Origin of the sequence: Sphingobacterium sp. R2, assembly GCF_040760075.1 — a bacterium.
Lineage (GTDB): Bacteria > Bacteroidota > Bacteroidia > Sphingobacteriales > Sphingobacteriaceae > Sphingobacterium.
In genome coordinates this window covers 2187785-2204886 of sequence record NZ_CP142884.1, presented here as the reverse complement: position 1 = coordinate 2204886, position 17102 = coordinate 2187785, and the positions used below count along the sequence as shown (strand labels likewise).

The window sequence follows — 17102 nt, the reverse complement described above, 5'->3', positions numbered from 1 at the left end:
TAAAAAAAAACGAAATTTATTTTCTATTTGATTCGTTTTTGTATATTTAAGGAGTGTTTAGGAAAAACCATAAAAACTAAAATTATAATTATAAAAAAATGGAAAACTACGTAAAATTAAAAGAGTTAGTAGCTTCTATCGAAGCTGATGCAGACAAGTTCTTCAACAATGGTAATTCTGCCGCTGGTACACGTGTACGTAAAGGATTACAAGAAATTAAAACTTTAGCACAAGAAATTCGTAACGAAGTTACTGCTAAGAAAAACGACGGAAAATAGTCTTTTTCGGAGTTAACATAAAAAAGGCCTTTCTAATGAAAGGCCTTTTTTTTTGGATGATTGGTGAAACGTTGCATACGATCTTCCACTCATAAACTTTGATATCTTAATAATCTTCAAAAGGAGCCTGCGGTCCATCTTAGGTTTTTTCCGTCCATGTTTTTTACTTTGTATTAACAGGTTAGCTGACACAAATTTAATAGCACTCGATTCGATATTAGTCGCGAAGATATTTTTATTCTACTCGGAAATAGCTAAACGAAAAATTATTCTGGGTTATCGCAGCAAAAACAAACAGCTCGTCAAGGGAAGAGCTGTTTGTTTTTGCTGCGAGTTACGAATACTCATTATATTATTAAAACAGAATTTTGGAATGTTTACAAATTACCAAGTTCCATAATAAATTGAACGGTTTCTTTATTCATGTGTTGCGATAGGACACTCGTCATTTGATCTGTCATCGCCTTTCGAGTCATCCGCTTCACCTTTGTATTCTCAAATTTCTTTTTATCCATCACAACCGTGTTACTAAATTCTACTTTCGTTGCAAAATAAGAGACATGCTGACTTGGTACCACTAAGCCTAAAATCATACCAGGGAGACCGTTGATAGATTCGGGACCGCCACTGATGGGGATTTCATTGCAATAATATCCAATAACATAAACAGAGTCAGGTGTAATCCCATTGGCTCTCCTACAATTGTAACCAGCGATTTCACGATACTCATCAGTGATTTTCCATTTGATACGCTTCATAGAATCTTGAACGATGATCTTTTCACCAACGATATCATTGTATCTTAAGAACGATCGGTTCACCATGTTTGAAAGTGTTGCCGCGTCGAAGTCTAACGCAAACATCATAATATACTGCTTTATCTCCGCGTCCAGGCTCTCATCTTTTAGCGATTCGAAAAACGTCTCCGTGGTATTGAATTTCATTGACTTCTTTAACACGGCACTTTCAGGTAGCCTAGGCACTATACGTTCAAAAAACTGTTTAGAATTTTCATCAGCCTTAGCGATGAATTTTTTATTGACGATATTCTTCATGTACATCGTTTTGTCGTAGGAAATAGTCCCAGCTCGTCCAAATAGCACGTACTGCGCTTTTAGACCTAGGGCAGAGCAACAGAAAAGGAGAAAAAAGATATATTTTAACATTGTATCTTGCTTAATATTTTATAAAAACATTTTTGTAAAATCCCATGATAGTTTAAGCATATAATATCTGCGTATCGTATCATATCGACGTTGCGTAAAGACTGAAGTCGATGCCGAACGACTAAAGCCCTTGTTTTGATTAAGAACATCGTTGATTGTAAAATCCAGCACCAATGATTCATTTTTAAGGAATTTCTTACTCACACCCGGATGCAACAAAAACTGCTCAAACTTCTCATCGAAAGCTTTGGTGGCCGCCTCGTAGGAATAGGTGTAATTGGTATAAACCTTAAATGTTTTGTTGAAAAAATACTCCACACTTCCGTTTGAGGAAAATACAAAACCATTACTGTTTGTATTACGCTCCAAACTTGATTTCATCAAACGGTACTGGGGACTAAGGTTCAGGTCAAAATTTAAACCTGTTTTGGTATCTCTTTTAAAATTATACGTAAAATTAAAGTTCGTGGTATTTACTTTATTCAATTGGTGATTGAACATATTATAGTTGTCACTCATATTTACATAAAACTGTGGCGAGTTGGAAAGGCCAAGTTTTTTGCTCAACTTAAAATAAACACCAGACCATACGTTCAGCGAAGTATTTGTCTTACCATCAACATTATTCCACGTATATGTGTTGATCCCGTTCAATGTATCAATATTTTGTGTTATCGGGTTCTTTTCGGTAGAAATATTACCACCGATATACATATAGTTTCCGGTCAGCACGCGAAATGAGTTATAGTTCAGATTTAAGGAATTTTTAAATGACGGCTTTAAATTTTCATTCCCCAGATAACGATTAATCTGGTCGGAGTTATCTAATATCGGTTGGATCTGACTCAAGGAAGGCAATTGGTTTTTACCAGTATAGTTCAGCCATAACCCCTTACTTTTCGTAAAAGAATAGCCTGCACTTACATTTGGATTGTACGTAAAGTAACTTCTTGTAATCCCCTCGTCTGTATAGTTATTGAACTGTTTCAATTTATCATTATTAAAATTATTGGCCACAGTAAACTTAAACTTTTCACTTGTATGGACTATAGCAAATTTGTATCTGTTACTACTTCTATCGAAATCATAATTATTACTGAAACGACGATCGAGTTGAGTATAATCGCCATCATCACCTTTATTGAATGACTCCACAAGGGAACTACTGTTACTTTGCTCAATTCCTGTTCCAACCACAAGGTTCCAGCTATTGGTTAAGGGTTCAGTATAGGAAATTGAAGCACTTAGCACATTACTTGTATTGTTACGTACTTTACTTTGATCGGTCGTAGAATCTGTTTTTAGGCTATAATTTTTCAGGTCTGACTTTAAATGTCCAGTACCTTTCATCTCATTTCGTTTCCATTGACCATCAAATGTAAAGGAGCGTCCTTTTTTCTTGAACTTATGGGTGAAATAGGTACTCAAATCAAACTCATTAATGTTATTTTTAACCAATTCACTTGTACTTTCAGCAATGGTCGTATCTGCATTTTGACTAAACTGATACGCCTCACGCGTATTATTTGACCAAAGATTTTTTCTTGATGCTCCCCCCTTTATGGTTAAAAGGTTTAACGAATCTAATTTGAGATCATATTTCAGATTGGCACGATGCTGATCATTTTCAGAATCGACATTCTTCACCGATTTGTTATTGATCAAACCGGTCATAATCGTTTCATCATTTCCATCGCTACTCAATCTTCCATATTTATAGTTTATGTTGACTGTATGTTTGTCCTTATCAAATTTATCCGAGAAGTTAACGCCTGAATTTATGGCACGTGGCACACCGATAACTCCTTGTCCAGAAAAAGGGTCCGTAAAATTAGACCAGCTCATCGAACCGTCATCACCATAGGATACACCTGAATCACCACCATACTTTTGTGCATCCTGCCAATTCATACTGGTAGTACCATTATTACCAAAAAGACCGTAAACTGATATTTTTTGCGAGCCCTTAAACTTGTTCAACATCAATTGCCCCATATAGTAATCGTCGGTTCCACCGCCAAGAAGCGCTTTTCCGAACATACCATTTTTGGAACCTTCTTTTAGCTTTACATTGATCGTTTGCTCACGCTGACCGTCATCCACTCCTGTTCGCTCGGCCTGTTCCGATTTTTTCTCATAAACCTGAACTTTATCGACCATATCCGATCGGATATTGCGTGTTACCAACGTCGGATCATCGCCGAAAAATTCCTCGCCATCTACCAATACTTTTTTTACTGTTTTACCCTGTGCAGTAATTTTTCCAGATGCATCAACCGTGATACCAGGCAACGCTTTCAACAGGTCTTCAACCTTTGCATTCTTCTCCACTTTAAAACTGCCGGCATCATACTCAGTGGTATCCCCTTTGATGGTAATTGGGATACGGCCAGTAACAATAACTTCTTGTAATAATGTGGCTGTATTCGTTAGACCAATAGCCAATTTGGAATAGTCCACACCGGATTTGATCTCCGTATAAAAATCACCATACTTGGGATAACTCACAATGAGAATATAAGCTCCTGTATCAGGCTTGGTCAATGAAAACAGACCATTTTCATCCGATCGGGTAAAGCCGGTCAATATGGAATCTTTAGCAGTCAATAGCATGACTGTTGCGTCTGATAACTTTAGTTGCTCCTTTACATCACTTATTTTTCCAGCAATCTTGGATTGACCTGAAGCCAAACCAGGGATAGCAAAAATGAAAAACAAGAGCATTTGTAAAACTCTCTTCATAAAATTGTTGGATAGTAAATTAATATCAATATATCATTAGTAGATAAAACTAATGTTTTGTTACAGTAAAATTAATTTTATTTTTAAAAAACCAATTTGACCCCTTAGCTGCGCTAGTTGAACGAAATATAAAGTCCAATTCGCAAAAAACTTAGACTATGCATATTCGACAAAAAAGATCGTTTACTATACCTGATAATGCCTCTTTTGTTGCATATTGATCAATCGCCACAACTGAAGACAGAAAAAGCATATCAAAACAGCAAAAGATAACTGGCCACCAATCGCACTATAATTTTTAAAATCCGGGGCAATGTCTGCAACTTGAATTTTGGCCATCAGATAATTATTGAACATCATGCCACAAACAGTCCCAAGAAGAAAAAATGTAATCGCATACTTTTTATTTGACAGGGCTTTCTCTTTATCTTTCTCAAGCGCAGCAATACCGTTCATGATACGTTGTTCAAAATCATCAAATGGCATTTCTATTTTACTCATTTGCATAACTTTCTTGAATTTTTCCTGTTCCTTATCCATAATACTCCGCTTTTTTAATTAACTGACTTAAAATGATCTGCATATTTTTACGGGCCCGGTGCAAGATCACTTTGGTATTCGCCAATGTCCAGCCCATAATCTCTTTAATTTCATCCATCGACTGTTCTTCGAGATAGAACAACCGTAATGCAACAGACTCTCGAGCGGGCAGAATAGTGAGTGCATCGTTGATCATTTCTTTTCTTTCGTGGTCGATTATTTCATCCAATACGGAATCTTCATGCGACATGTCATGGTGGGTTAGATCAAAATTGACCAAATCCAGTTTCTTATGACGAATGGCATTAAAAGCAACATGCACAACAATTCGGTAAAACCATGTACTAAATTTCGATTTCCCTTTAAAGGAAGACAGCGATTGATAACATTTTATAAATGTATCCTGAACGACATCTTCTGCCAAATGCTCTTCCTTTACAATAGAAAGAGCGACAGAAAATGCCATATCCTTATACGTTTTTATAAAATAACGATAGGATTCCACATCGCCTGATAGAACTTTTCGAATATAGATTTCATCCATTGGCGAGTTAAATATCGCGTTTTTTATCCAATCGGTTAGCAATTATCATTGCAACACCCGCAGAAATAATCAAAATTGCGACGGCAAGTGAATCTGGCAAATCAGTATTCATGTAGTTGTCCAAAATTCCCACAATGAATAATCCTATCCCTATACCAAGTACCAAAATCCCGGGCTTTTGCCAATCTAGTGGCTCTCTTTTCTTATTTTCACCTGGAATATGTACAGCCACGCTCCGATACCGCATAATAAAATAAACACACAACGTGATACATGTAAATAGTCCGATTCCTAAAATGGCCCCTACTGTTTGCTTTTCCATAATTATTTGAATTAGTTTTTACATTAGTCGCAACCATCCCCGAAAAGGTTACAACAAATTGAGTTAAATGTGTTGATTTGTGTAAATTTGTTTCAAACACAAACAATATGCAAAACATTAAAGAATATGTAGAAGCAAATAAACAACGATTTTTGGATGAGTTGTTTGATTTATTGCGTTTACCATCAGTAAGTGCCGATCCTAAATTCAAAGGAGATGTCCAAAAAACTGCTGAATTTGTTGCTGAGAAATTGCGTGAAGCCGGAGCCGACAATGTAGAAGTTTGTCCTACCGCTGGTAATCCAATCGTTTATGGAGAAAAAATTATCGATCCGGCACTTCCCACAGTGTTGACATATGGTCATTACGACGTACAACCCGCTGATCCATACGAGTTGTGGGATACCCCTCCTTTCGAACCGACGGTCCGTGATGGTAAAATTTATGCACGTGGATCTGCCGATGATAAAGGTCAGTTTTACATGCATGTAAAAGCCTTTGAATACATGATTAAAAATGATGCTTTAGCATGTAACATCAAATTTATGATTGAGGGTGAAGAGGAAGTAGGCTCAGTCAATTTGGGTACATTTGTTAAAGAAAATACAGAGAGACTGAAAGCAGATGTTATCGTTATTTCTGACACCTCGATGATCAGCATGGATCAACCATCGTTAGAAACTGGCTTACGCGGCCTTTCTTATGTTGAAGTTGAAGTTACGGGGCCTAATAGAGATTTACACTCAGGCGTATATGGTGGAGCAGTAGCTAATCCGGCCACGATATTAGCGAAACTGATTGCATCATTACATGACGAAAACAATCATATCGCTATCCCTGGATTTTATGATGATGTTGTCGAATTGACGGCTGAAGAACGTAAAGCTTTAAATGAAGCACCTTTTGACATTGAAGAATACAAAACTGACCTGGGTATCCAAAATATCTGGGGAGAAAAAGGTTTCACAACATTAGAACGCACCGGTATTCGACCAACCTTAGAAGTAAATGGTATTTGGGGTGGTTATATCGGTGAAGGCGCCAAAACAGTACTTCCATCAAAAGCGAATGCGAAAATCTCCATGCGCCTCGTGCCAAACCAAAACTCTCACCTTATTACGGAGCTTTTCAAAAAACATTTTGAATCTATTGCACCAGATTATGTGAAAGTAGAAGTTAAACCTCATCATGGTGGTGAACCTGTCGTCACACCGACCGACAGTGTTGCTTACAAAGCGGCAGAAAAAGCCCTACATGACACCTTTGGTGTCAAACCTATCCCAACGCGTGGTGGTGGTTCAATACCAATTGTTGCTCTTTTTGAAGAAGTATTGGGTTTAAAAACAGTGCTTTTGGGCTTTGGGTTGGATAGCGACAACCTACACTCGCCAAATGAAAAATATGGTATTGAGAATTACCTCATGGGAATTTCAACAATTCCATTATTTCATAAATATTACGCAGAACTGAGTAAATAATTTAGTTTTTCATTAGATAAAGGGTTATTTTTAAATTTTAGAAATAACCCTTTATCGTTTTATGGATTTTGATTTTCGCTTAATTGTTTTTTATACTGCAGCGCAGCACCTTAATTTCACCAAAACGGCTTCGGCACTCTTCATCTCGCAACCTGCAGTAAGCAAAAATATCCAAGAACTGGAAAAGAGACTCGGAATACCGCTTTTCGAACGAAAGGGAAATAATCTCAATCTCACTGATGCAGGTCAAATTTTATATAAATATGCCCAACAAATTATAACACTTTATAATCAGGCTGGCCAAGAAATACAGGAATTACAGGAAGGAAGAAAAGGGAATCTGGTTTTAGGAGCGAGCACAACCATATCCCAATATGTTTTACCTGCTCTACTTGCCGATTTTCTATCGCAATATCCCAACAATTGTATCCAATCTTTTCAATCCAACAGCCGCAGTATTGAGGAACAGCTTATCGATAGAACATTGGATTTAGGTATTACGGAAGGGTCTACCGACAACCGGGCCCTAAAATACATTCCTTTTATGAAGGATGAACTCGTCTTAGTCACAAATAGCCAAAACCCATTATTAGCTCAATTGAAAAATCTAACATTATCCGATATTACACGCTTACCTTTGGTACTACGCGAGCAGGGCTCGGGTACACGAACAATTATAGAGAATGCACTAAAAGATAACCGCATCAATCTATCCGAAGTACAGATAGAAATGATCTTGCCTTCAACAGAGAGTATCAAAGGCTATCTTGCCCGTCGCAATAGCTTTGCTTTTTTATCGATTCATACAGTTCAAAAAGAAGTGTTAAATAATTTATTGATCATTGTCGATATCCCGCAATTGACAATAGAACGTTATTTCTATTTTACCCATTTATATGGAGGACTTGCCGGTACGCCCAACCAGTTTCTGCAATTCTGTCTACGGCAAAACCTCAAGTTATAACCAAATGTTATGTCTCATAAACAAACGTCGTTTTAATTACAGATTAGAGGCGCTTAGATTTGTAGAAATGAATTAGCGTAATGGATTATAAGAAACTTACAAATCACTTAAAGGCACTCAGCTGGATCATTGTAGCGTTGGTGATTACCTGTACAACTTTATGTGTATTTCCGTTAAAATATGAAGAACACCAAAGGCAAACAGATGCTATTGAAATACACAACGATTCCCTTATTACGCACGTTTCACAGTTTAAGAAAATCGCTTTCAAAGATAATCCCGAAGGTAAAATGGCCAATTATGGTGAAAAGCTCATCAAAAATACATACGATTATTTCTATGATAGGGAGGTCAAAATTGGAAACAAGCTTGCCTGCAGCAGCTGCCATCTCAATGGGGGCACAAAGGCTTTTGCTGCCCCTTATGTCGGGCTCACCAATGTCTTCCCAACGTACATCGCAAGGGAAAATAAGGTTGAATCACTTGAAGAGCGCATCAACGGTTGCTTTGAGCGAAGCATGAACGGCCGAGCCATTCCTGAAAATAGCAAGGAAATGAGAGCCATTATCACCTATATCAAGAACATCAGCGTAAATACCGTTAATAAAGGTCGGTTAGCAGGCCAAGGATTTATAAAAATGGATATCCCCAATCGTGCTGCGGACTTGAAACATGGTCAATTGGTCTTTGAGAATAAATGTACAAGTTGTCATGGAAAGGATGGTCAGGGACTACCTCAAACAGCGGGAAAAGGGTATCAATATCCTCCCTTATGGGGTAATGACAGCTACAATGATGGTGCTGGAATGGCACGATTGCTTACCGCGGCTCGTTTTATCAAAGCCAATATGCCTTTAGGCGCAACTTATGATGCACCTCAGTTGAAAGACGACGAGGCCTATGATGTCGCAGCATATATCAATTCTTTCGATAGACCACAAAAAACAAACAAGCAATTGGACTATCCTAATCTAATTAAAAAACCAAAAGATAGCCCCTATCCACCTTATTCCGATAACGTTAGTATAGAACAACATAAACTCGGACCTTTTAATTTTTAAACATAAATACCCCATTAAATCAATAATAAATATGAAAAAACAATTTACAATCGCTTGCATTCTAGTAGTGATAATGACTATTCAAGCGAAAGCACAGGACAATAAATTGTTGCTCAATAACCATCATTACAGCGGTGCCGTTGCAAAGAAAAAAGCGTATAAAGCCATTTATCAGCTGGACAGCAATGATCCAAAAACAATCGAAAAAGCAATTCGCAATATTAACAATGTCTTGAAAGACCCACGGTTAAAAGGACGTTTACAAATTGAATTGGTTGCATTTTCCGGTGGTACCGAAGCTTACCTAAAAAAGAACAGCCAATATGAGAAACCTTTGAAAGACCTGGTCGAAAAAGGCGTTATCGTAGCGCAATGCCTTAATACGTTGGAAGAGAAACATATTGCCAAAGAAGAACTATTTGATTTTATAGGCTATGTGCCTAGCGGAAATGGTGAATTAATCTTAAGAGCAAATGAAGGGTGGATTATCGTTAAACCATAAAGTATAATGAGAAATTTTCTATTGCTTGGTCTAACAATAGCATTATTGGGGGCCCATGAAATTAAGGCACAAGAACATCGTTTTGATCCCCCCTGGAATAATCCACCAGAATCGGCTTTAAACTTTACGGTCCCCGGGATAGACAATATTCCAGATTTATATGGTGATATCGAGAATCCGCAGCTTACTGTCTTTTTCGCGGGCAATCAATTTATGGTTGTCGATGATCTACTTGCAGCATTCAAAAAAGAATACCCACAATACAAACGTATTTTTGTTGAAACACTGCCACCAGGCATTTTAGCCAAGCAGATTAAAGGCGGTTCAGTCACGATAGGCAATCTACGCATTACGCATAAACCCGATATTTACACAGCGAGTAAACGGGCGATCAACGAAATGGCAGATTATTTTAGCCATACACAGGTGTATTGCTATAACAATATCTGTTTGATGGTTCCAAAAGGAAATCCCGCTAATATCAGCACATTGAATGATCTGGGTAATGACAAAGTTCGTATCAGCATGCCTAATCCCCAATGGGAAGGAATTGGGGAGCAGATCAAAGCATCCTATAGAAAAGCTGGGGGCGAACAACTTGTCAAAAAAATCATGGAAGATAAGGTCAAAGACGGCAGCACTTATCTGACTAAGATCCACCATCGCGAAAGCCCCATGCGTGTATTGTATGGACAGGCTGATGCGGCTCCAGTTTGGGCTTCTGAAGTCGTTTACCAAAAACTAATCGGCCATCCTGTCGAAGGCATTATCATTCCGGATGCACAAAATACAGCTGCAACTTACGTTGCTGCAAAACTGAAAAACGCGTCCCATGCACAGGCAGCAGATGACTTCTTAAAATTCATAAACTCTGCAACGGCCAAGGATATTTACAAGAAATATGGGTTTACAGTAGACTAAAAAAGAAAATGTATAATTAATTATCCATTTTCTTTCTTTACTTTAGGTCAAAATTAGTCGACTTGTATGATCTTATTGCTCAAAAAACTCCATCGGTATTGGTATTTTATCAGCGTTCTACTTGTTTTTCTTCTGTTTTTCCCTTATATCTATTTTTTAGCACGACGCCCTGAAAAAAATTATGCTCGGATTGCCCGTATGCGGCGCTGGGTATCGATTGGTGGTTCTGCCCTAGCGGGTGTATTTTTCAAGGTGACCTATGAATCAAAAATAGATTGGAATCGTTCCATGGTATTGTGCCCCAATCATACCTCCGTGTTGGATATAACAGCCCTCACCTACTTGTGCCCCGCTCCTTTTTCATTTATTGGAAAAGCTTCTCTGCTTAAAAATCCGGTTACACGCATTTTTTTTAAAACAATAGACATTCCGGTCACAAGAAAAAGTAAAGTATCTTCTTTCAAGGCTTTTCAACGTGCCAATGAACTCGTCCGAAATGGCAGAAGTGTCGTTATCTTTCCAGAAGGAAAAATCGATGATAGTTTCCCTCCACAGATTCACGCATTTAAATCCGGAGCCTTTCGAATCGCCGTTCAGAATGATGTTCCCACAGTGCCCATTATCATAGAAAATGCCTGGGATATCTTTTTCGATGATGGATCAAAAAGGGGCTCCAGACCAGGAGTTGTTAAAATTCATGTGTTCAATCCGATAGAAACAACAAATTTTAACGATGATAATGCATCAGAACTAGAAAAAGTGGTATATGACAAAATGCATTCTTATTGGATTATGAAGAATAAATCGTATTTTCATAACCTAGAGAATCTCCAAAAAATATGTCAGGAAAGATCTTAATCGAAATCAAGGATATTGCCAGAGAATACCAGATTGGCGCTGAAACAATTCATGCCTTAAGCTCCGTAACGCTCAATATCCATAAAGGAGAATTTGTCGCCTTAATGGGGCCCTCGGGCTCAGGAAAATCCACGTTAATGAATATTCTAGGTTGCTTGGATACGCCAAGCCGAGGAGAATACATCCTCAATGGGATTAATGTGAGTGACATGACTGACGATGAACTTGCAGAAGTAAGGAACAAAGAAATTGGTTTTGTCTTTCAAACATTTAACCTATTACCAAAGAATACAGCACTTGAAAATGTTGCGCTTCCCCTAATTTACGCGGGCTATAATAAAAATAGACGTGAGGAAAAAGCCACTGCAGCGTTGGAAAGTGTTGGCTTAGGACACCGTATGGATCATAGACCTAACGAACTCTCAGGCGGACAACGACAACGTGTTGCTGTTGCAAGAGCATTGATCAACGATCCTTCCATTATACTTGCCGATGAGCCAACAGGAAACCTTGACACCAAAACTTCTATTGAAATTATGGGTCTACTGGAAGAAATTCACTCCAAAGGTAATACCATTATTCTAGTTACACACGAAGAAGATATCGCATTACATGCACATCGTATTGTACGTATGCGCGATGGGCTGATTGAAAATGATTATCCTAATCCAGATATAAAATCAGTGTCCCCAAGATTGAATGCTTTAAATGAAAAGGGAAGTGATTTCGAGAATATTTAAAAATATTATATAGTTATAAATCAATAACTTAGACTACAAGCTCAAAAATAACATGCAATTTACTTGCTTAAGTTAAATTAAATCATAGTTTTGCGAAAATAGAGAACTTAAATTGTTTTTATATGTATTGGACATTAGAATTAGCTTCGCATCTAGAAGATGCACCGTGGCCAGCAACAAAAGATGAATTAATCGATTACGCTATTCGTTCGGGTGCACCTGTTGAGGTGATTGAAAACTTACAATCTCTTGAGGATGATGGCGAGCCATATGAAAATATCGAAGAAATTTGGCCCGACTATCCAACAAAAGACGATTTCTTCTTCAATGAAGATGAATACTAAAAAATAGAAAACGCCTTTAAAATAAAGGCGTTTTTTATTTAGGGCTACTCTTGCCATTCGTAGACGATACAGTGTAGCTTGCATGCGGTATCAAAAGGTTTTTATTTTATAGTTTTAATCCATTTTAATAAAGACAAGTCTCATAGGTATGAAGATTAAATTAAAACTATTATTGTTTTTGTTTATAAGCTGTATAGTTATCCAAAGCTCATTTGCACAAGAACAACAAATTGCCAATGAAAATAGTGTTGTTTTAAAAAGGTTCGTCCATCGATTAAATGATCCAACGCTAGCTACCGATATTATTTTAAGTCAAGACCTAATAACAGCAGAAAAACAAGAGAAAGATATGCAGGAGTACTTATTGGCGAGTATTGATGAAGTCAGGATAAATATACAAAGTAAGGATATTAAAAAATTGGAATATCTAAGCTTTGATCAAGCGGGAAGGAAAGAAACAAGCGACATAGATCTAGAAGGTATTGACCCGCAGCAAGTTTACTTTGTCAAATATCTCAAACGTTTTGTATTTGCTGTAGTCATTCGTGATAAAAAAATTGCATCGCTCACATTAGTCTCCAAAGGCAATAACAAAGCTCATTTTGTTTTTTATTAATTTTCTTTGTGCGCCTATTTAACGGACCGTCTATGTGTCCTTCGCTCAAATTTCGCCGTCAGAGCAACATTAATACACTCTTACCAAATTATACTTTACAACATATTTGTAAGCAATATTAAGCTAATGATGCTTTCTTAAAAATTTTTCAATAAAAACACTTGCATTTTATAATTCTATCAACCATATTTGTATTAATAAAAATAACAATGATAATAACTGTATCAAATAAAGCTTGGTGGTGGCACAACGAATAACGTTGTGGCAAACTCCTATTGCATTATTTGATTAATACATCAAGATATGATGGGCTTGCCTAAATAAGGTAAGCCTTTTTTATTTAAATTACCATGAAAGAAATTTTAGCGCATTTATTTGAATACAAGACATTTTCTCGGCAAGAAGCCTACGAGATTCTAACCAATATTGCCATGGGCAAATATGACAGTCACCAAATTGCGGCATTTATGACTGCTTATGGTATGCGCAGTATTCGCGTTGAAGAGCTTGGCGGGTTTAGAGATGCGATGTATGATTTATGCCTCAAGCTGGATTTTAACGGTTATGATTTAATTGACCTTTGTGGTACAGGTGGTGATGGTAAAAATACCTTTAATATCTCAACAATAGCATCTTTTATCACAGCTGGAGCTGGTTACCATGTCGCAAAACACGGTAATATCGGAGTATCTTCAAGCTGTGGTTCATCCAATGTCATGGAATATCTAGGCTACCAATTCAGCAACGACAAGTCTGAACTTCTACGCCAGCTTGATGAAGCCAATATCTGTTTCCTTCATGCGCCATTGTTTCACCCTGCTATGAAAACAGTTGCCCCAATACGTCGTGCATTGGGTGTTAAGACTTTCTTTAATATGCTGGGACCGTTGACAAATCCCTCCAATCCAAGATTTCAGTCCGTTGGTGTATTTAGTTTAGAATTAGCAAGACTGTATGGTTACCTATACCAAAATACAAACAAACAATATTCCATTATCCATGCATTGGACGGTTATGACGAGATATCCATGACCGGTGATTTTAAGGTAATCAACAACCAAGGAGAGAATTACTATAGCATGGAAGAGCTTGGTTTTACCCCAGTCTCAGCACAGGAATTGACGGGTGGTGAAACGATAGCAGATGCCGCCCGGACATTCTTATCGATATTGAACAATCAGGGTACAGATGTGCAGAACAATGTTGTTTTGACCAACGCCGCATTTGCGATTAAGACCTTTAAACCCGAAAAAACTTTTGGCGACTGTTTTTATGAAGCAGAAAGTTCATTGATGGAAGGGAAAGCCCTGCGCAGTTTCCAAAAAATAATCAAAAAATAAAATGGCGGTCAAAGTAAAAGTTTGTGGTATGAAATATCCCGATAATATAGCGGCTGTTGCTTCTCTGGGAGTGGACTATATGGGATTTATATTTTATGATCAATCCAAACGTTACGTTGGCGAAAACTCTTCAATATATGTAAGAGAGCTTGAGAACCTAAACAAGGTTGGAGTTTTCGTCAATGCAAGTCTCTCAGAAATCCTTATTAAAAAAACTGAATTTAAATTAAATGCAATTCAGCTACATGGAGACGAATCTGTAGAATTCTGCCGCGAATTGAAAGAAAAATCAAAAGCGACGATCGTCAAAGCTTTCGGAGTTGATCAAGATTTTGATTGGAAAGCTTTAGATTCTTACGCTAATACTATAGATTACTTTTTATTTGATACGAAAAGCAGTTCTTACGGCGGTACAGGATTACAATTTGACTGGTCCCTCCTGGACCAATACAAACTTACTACCCCCTATTTTCTTAGCGGTGGTTTGGATCCCGAAAATATTAAAACAGCGCTAGAAAGAAATGATCCACGGCTATATGCATTGGATTTAAATTCAAAATTTGAAGTAGAACCCGGCTTAAAAGATATTGAGCTATTAAGCCAAAGTATAAATACTATTAAAAAATGAGTATATATCAAGTCAATGAAAAAGGATATTATGGTCCCTTTGGAGGAGCCTATATCCCTGAGATGCTCTATCCAAATGTGAAAGAGCTACGTGAAGAATATCTCAAAATTATCGAAGAAGAGAGCTTTCAGGAGGAATTTAACCAACTGCTAAGAGATTATGTCGGACGCCCTTCTCCGTTATATCATGCCAAGCGTCTTTCTCAAAAATATGGAAATACGATTTACTTAAAACGGGAGGATCTAAACCATACCGGAGCGCATAAAATCAACAATACCATTGGCCAAATTCTATTAGCGGAACGCCTGGGTAAAAAGCGCATCATCGCGGAGACAGGCGCAGGACAGCATGGCGTTGCCACAGCTACCGTTTGTGCGCTGAAAGGGATACAATGTGCAGTGTACATGGGAGAAGTTGATATTCAGCGTCAAGCTCCAAATGTAGCACGGATGAAAATGATGGGTGCCGAAGTTATTCCTGCGACATCGGGCTCCAAAACACTAAAGGATGCCACCAATGAAGCGTTAAGGGATTGGATCAACAACCCTGTCGACACCCATTATATCATTGGGTCGGTTGTGGGACCACACCCTTATCCCGATATGGTTGCTCGCTTTCAGTCAATTATTTCTGAAGAAACTAAAAAACAGCTCTTGACAAAAACAGGAAGAGAAAATCCAGATATCGTATTGGCTTGTGTTGGAGGAGGCTCCAATGCGGCAGGGATGTTCTATCATTACTTAGATGAAGAATCGGTTCAATTGTATGCCGTAGAGGCCGCAGGTCACGGTGTTGATTCAGGCGAATCCGCAGCTACAACAGCGTTAGGAAAAGAAGGAGTCTTGCATGGAAGTCGCTCCCTCCTCATGCAGACAGCAGATGGTCAGGTCATAGAACCGTATTCCATATCCGCTGGGCTCGACTATCCCGGAATTGGTCCGCAGCACGCCTGGTTATTCAAATCCGGTAGAGGTAGCTACGTCAGTGTAACTGATGACGAAGCCATGCGTGCCGGTCTTGAACTTACACGTTTAGAAGGTATCATACCGGCTATTGAAAGTGCCCATGCGCTTGCTTATTTAGAGAAAATTCCTTTTAAAGGTGATGAGACCGTCGTTATCTGTCTTTCTGGCCGAGGCGATAAGGATCTGGATAATTATATGAAATACTTTGATTTTTAAGTCATGAATACAATTGAAAAAAAAGAAGGCACTCCCCTTTTATCGATATATTTTACAGCTGGGTATCCAACATTGGACAGTACAATAAGTATTGCCAAGAAATTGGAAGAAGCCGGAGCGGACTTTCTGGAAATTGGTTTTCCCTATTCCGATCCGGTAGCGGACGGACCTGTCATTCAGCATAGTTCAGAAATTGCTTTGGCAAACGGTATGACGCTAGAAAAGCTGTTCGACCAATTGAATGACCTCCGTGAACATATCAGCATCCCCGTATTTCTCATGGGATATTTTAATCCTGTGTTACAATTCGGTGTTGAAAAATTTTGTGAAGCATGTAAAAATGTAGGTGTAACCGGAGCGATTATACCGGATCTACCTATGGATGAATATGAAGACTTCTATAAAGAAACATTCGAGAAAAATGGAGTGGCCAATGTATTTATTGTAACACCCCAGACATCGACGGAACGAATCAGAAAAATAGACAGCCTTTCAAGGAGCTTTATCTATTTACTTTCTTCAAATGCCACAACCGGTAAAACACTCGATGTCGAAGACAATACAGCAGCTTATTTCAAGCGAGTAAATGACCTTCATTTAAAAAACCCTTTGATTGTCGGATTCGGTATTTCTGATAAAACAACCTTTCAAAAGGCTACTAGAGATACTGCAGGAGCTATCATAGGTACTGCATTTGTTAAACGGTTAAAAGATCAGGATTATCTCAACCAAATCCCCGCATTTATTTCGTCCATCAAAGCTTAATCCACAAGCTACGAATTAGCAAAACGTTATTTTTTTAATAAGCGTTCGATCTAAAGTCTTTTTTCTTGAATCGAACGCTTATTTTTAGGACAGTTTTTTAAGATATATTTTT

19 protein-coding genes are annotated in these 17102 nt (G+C 38.0%); 14 read left to right on the top strand and 5 right to left on the bottom strand.

Annotated features, from left to right (window positions below; all coding sequences use genetic code 11):
• The first annotated feature begins 98 nt into the window (after positions 1 to 98).
• Complete coding sequence (locus tag VXM68_RS09225; protein WP_046674057.1) at positions 99 to 278, top strand: hypothetical protein; 180 nt, start codon at positions 99 to 101, stop codon at positions 276 to 278.
• Positions 279 to 655: 377 nt separating this feature from the next.
• Here the strand turns inward: VXM68_RS09225 and VXM68_RS09220 are convergent, their stop codons facing one another.
• The 5 genes from VXM68_RS09220 to VXM68_RS09200 form a co-directional block, all read right to left on the bottom strand.
• The gene (locus tag VXM68_RS09220) at positions 656 to 1444 is read right to left on the bottom strand and encodes a GLPGLI family protein (RefSeq protein ID WP_294184078.1); all 789 of its coding nucleotides are present in this window, start codon (positions 1442 to 1444) and stop codon (positions 656 to 658) included.
• Between the two features lie 18 nt (positions 1445 to 1462).
• Positions 1463 to 4186 (bottom strand): outer membrane beta-barrel protein, encoded by a 2724-nt coding sequence (locus VXM68_RS09215; RefSeq protein ID WP_367211080.1) that lies wholly within the window; start codon positions 4184 to 4186, stop codon positions 1463 to 1465.
• A gap of 186 nt (positions 4187 to 4372) precedes the next feature.
• Entirely contained in the window at positions 4373 to 4726 is a 354-nt protein-coding gene (locus VXM68_RS09210; RefSeq protein ID WP_367211079.1) for a hypothetical protein, read from the bottom strand.
• Positions 4719 to 5270, bottom strand: a complete 552-nt coding sequence (locus tag VXM68_RS09205; protein WP_293956444.1) for a sigma-70 family RNA polymerase sigma factor — start codon at positions 5268 to 5270, stop codon at positions 4719 to 4721. Before VXM68_RS09205 ends, VXM68_RS09210 begins: the two co-directional genes overlap by 8 nt.
• Positions 5271 to 5277: 7 nt before the next feature.
• Complete coding sequence (locus VXM68_RS09200) at positions 5278 to 5592, bottom strand: hypothetical protein (RefSeq protein WP_293956443.1); 315 nt, start codon at positions 5590 to 5592, stop codon at positions 5278 to 5280.
• Between the two features lie 107 nt (positions 5593 to 5699).
• Here VXM68_RS09200 and VXM68_RS09195 point away from each other — a divergent pair, with 107 nt between their 5' ends.
• The 13 genes from VXM68_RS09195 (at position 5700) to trpA (ending at position 16990) form a co-directional block, all read left to right on the top strand.
• Positions 5700 to 7070 carry a dipeptidase gene (locus tag VXM68_RS09195; RefSeq protein ID WP_367211077.1) on the top strand — a complete coding sequence of 457 codons (1371 nt, stop codon included), beginning with the start codon at positions 5700 to 5702 and terminating at the stop codon, positions 7068 to 7070.
• 61 nt (positions 7071 to 7131) lie between these two features.
• Positions 7132 to 8034, top strand: coding sequence for a LysR substrate-binding domain-containing protein (locus VXM68_RS09190; RefSeq protein ID WP_367211076.1), 903 nt, complete (start codon positions 7132 to 7134; stop codon positions 8032 to 8034).
• Positions 8035 to 8114: 80 nt separating this feature from the next.
• Complete coding sequence (locus tag VXM68_RS09185) at positions 8115 to 9095, top strand: c-type cytochrome (protein WP_294184064.1); 981 nt, start codon at positions 8115 to 8117, stop codon at positions 9093 to 9095.
• 31 nt (positions 9096 to 9126) lie between these two features.
• Positions 9127 to 9597, top strand: a complete 471-nt coding sequence (locus VXM68_RS09180; protein ID WP_293956438.1) for a DsrE family protein — start codon at positions 9127 to 9129, stop codon at positions 9595 to 9597.
• A gap of 6 nt (positions 9598 to 9603) precedes the next feature.
• Entirely contained in the window at positions 9604 to 10518 is a 915-nt protein-coding gene (locus VXM68_RS09175; RefSeq protein WP_367211075.1) for a molybdate ABC transporter substrate-binding protein, read from the top strand.
• A gap of 66 nt (positions 10519 to 10584) precedes the next feature.
• A complete protein-coding gene (locus VXM68_RS09170; RefSeq protein WP_307187585.1) occupies positions 10585 to 11376 on the top strand; it encodes a 1-acyl-sn-glycerol-3-phosphate acyltransferase in 792 nt (263 codons plus the stop codon).
• Positions 11358 to 12116 carry an ABC transporter ATP-binding protein gene (locus VXM68_RS09165; RefSeq protein ID WP_293956432.1) on the top strand — a complete coding sequence of 253 codons (759 nt, stop codon included), beginning with the start codon at positions 11358 to 11360 and terminating at the stop codon, positions 12114 to 12116. The genes VXM68_RS09170 and VXM68_RS09165 overlap by 19 nt, the downstream gene beginning before the upstream one ends.
• A 122-nt stretch (positions 12117 to 12238) precedes the next feature.
• Positions 12239 to 12460, top strand: coding sequence for a DUF2795 domain-containing protein (locus VXM68_RS09160; RefSeq protein ID WP_028072584.1), 222 nt, complete (start codon positions 12239 to 12241; stop codon positions 12458 to 12460).
• Positions 12461 to 12608: 148 nt separating this feature from the next.
• Positions 12609 to 13076: a hypothetical protein gene (locus VXM68_RS09155; protein WP_367211074.1), complete on the top strand. Its 468-nt coding sequence runs from the start codon at positions 12609 to 12611 to the stop codon at positions 13074 to 13076.
• 350 nt (positions 13077 to 13426) lie between these two features.
• Entirely contained in the window at positions 13427 to 14416 is a 990-nt protein-coding gene (trpD, locus tag VXM68_RS09150; RefSeq protein ID WP_367211073.1) for an anthranilate phosphoribosyltransferase, read from the top strand.
• 1 nt (position 14417) lies between these two features.
• Positions 14418 to 15044 (top strand): phosphoribosylanthranilate isomerase, encoded by a 627-nt coding sequence (locus tag VXM68_RS09145; RefSeq protein ID WP_367211072.1) that lies wholly within the window; start codon positions 14418 to 14420, stop codon positions 15042 to 15044.
• Positions 15041 to 16225, top strand: a complete 1185-nt coding sequence (trpB, locus tag VXM68_RS09140; protein ID WP_367211071.1) for a tryptophan synthase subunit beta — start codon at positions 15041 to 15043, stop codon at positions 16223 to 16225. The genes VXM68_RS09145 and trpB overlap by 4 nt, the downstream gene beginning before the upstream one ends.
• A gap of 3 nt (positions 16226 to 16228) precedes the next feature.
• Positions 16229 to 16990, top strand: coding sequence for a tryptophan synthase subunit alpha (trpA, locus tag VXM68_RS09135; RefSeq protein WP_367211070.1), 762 nt, complete (start codon positions 16229 to 16231; stop codon positions 16988 to 16990).
• Positions 16991 to 17102: the final 112 nt, after the last annotated feature.

Excerpts from the sequence above, each read along its gene's own strand:
- VXM68_RS09225 (WP_046674057.1), top strand. The coding sequence starts at position 99 with ATGGAAAACTACGTAAAATTAAAAGAGTTAGTAGCTTCTATCGAAGCT.
- VXM68_RS09220 (WP_294184078.1), bottom strand. The coding sequence starts at position 1,444 with ATGTTAAAATATATCTTTTTTCTCCTTTTCTGTTGCTCTGCCCTAGGT.
- VXM68_RS09215 (WP_367211080.1), bottom strand. The coding sequence starts at position 4,186 with ATGAAGAGAGTTTTACAAATGCTCTTGTTTTTCATTTTTGCTATCCCT.
- VXM68_RS09210 (WP_367211079.1), bottom strand. The coding sequence starts at position 4,726 with ATGGATAAGGAACAGGAAAAATTCAAGAAAGTTATGCAAATGAGTAAA.
- VXM68_RS09205 (WP_293956444.1), bottom strand. The coding sequence starts at position 5,270 with ATGGATGAAATCTATATTCGAAAAGTTCTATCAGGCGATGTGGAATCC.
- VXM68_RS09200 (WP_293956443.1), bottom strand. The coding sequence starts at position 5,592 with ATGGAAAAGCAAACAGTAGGGGCCATTTTAGGAATCGGACTATTTACA.
- VXM68_RS09195 (WP_367211077.1), top strand. The coding sequence starts at position 5,700 with ATGCAAAACATTAAAGAATATGTAGAAGCAAATAAACAACGATTTTTG.
- VXM68_RS09190 (WP_367211076.1), top strand. The coding sequence starts at position 7,132 with ATGGATTTTGATTTTCGCTTAATTGTTTTTTATACTGCAGCGCAGCAC.
- VXM68_RS09185 (WP_294184064.1), top strand. The coding sequence starts at position 8,115 with ATGGATTATAAGAAACTTACAAATCACTTAAAGGCACTCAGCTGGATC.
- VXM68_RS09180 (WP_293956438.1), top strand. The coding sequence starts at position 9,127 with ATGAAAAAACAATTTACAATCGCTTGCATTCTAGTAGTGATAATGACT.
- VXM68_RS09175 (WP_367211075.1), top strand. The coding sequence starts at position 9,604 with ATGAGAAATTTTCTATTGCTTGGTCTAACAATAGCATTATTGGGGGCC.
- VXM68_RS09170 (WP_307187585.1), top strand. The coding sequence starts at position 10,585 with ATGATCTTATTGCTCAAAAAACTCCATCGGTATTGGTATTTTATCAGC.
- VXM68_RS09165 (WP_293956432.1), top strand. The coding sequence starts at position 11,358 with ATGTCAGGAAAGATCTTAATCGAAATCAAGGATATTGCCAGAGAATAC.
- VXM68_RS09160 (WP_028072584.1), top strand. The coding sequence starts at position 12,239 with ATGTATTGGACATTAGAATTAGCTTCGCATCTAGAAGATGCACCGTGG.
- VXM68_RS09155 (WP_367211074.1), top strand. The coding sequence starts at position 12,609 with ATGAAGATTAAATTAAAACTATTATTGTTTTTGTTTATAAGCTGTATA.
- trpD (WP_367211073.1), top strand. The coding sequence starts at position 13,427 with ATGAAAGAAATTTTAGCGCATTTATTTGAATACAAGACATTTTCTCGG.
- VXM68_RS09145 (WP_367211072.1), top strand. The coding sequence starts at position 14,418 with ATGGCGGTCAAAGTAAAAGTTTGTGGTATGAAATATCCCGATAATATA.
- trpB (WP_367211071.1), top strand. The coding sequence starts at position 15,041 with ATGAGTATATATCAAGTCAATGAAAAAGGATATTATGGTCCCTTTGGA.
- trpA (WP_367211070.1), top strand. The coding sequence starts at position 16,229 with ATGAATACAATTGAAAAAAAAGAAGGCACTCCCCTTTTATCGATATAT.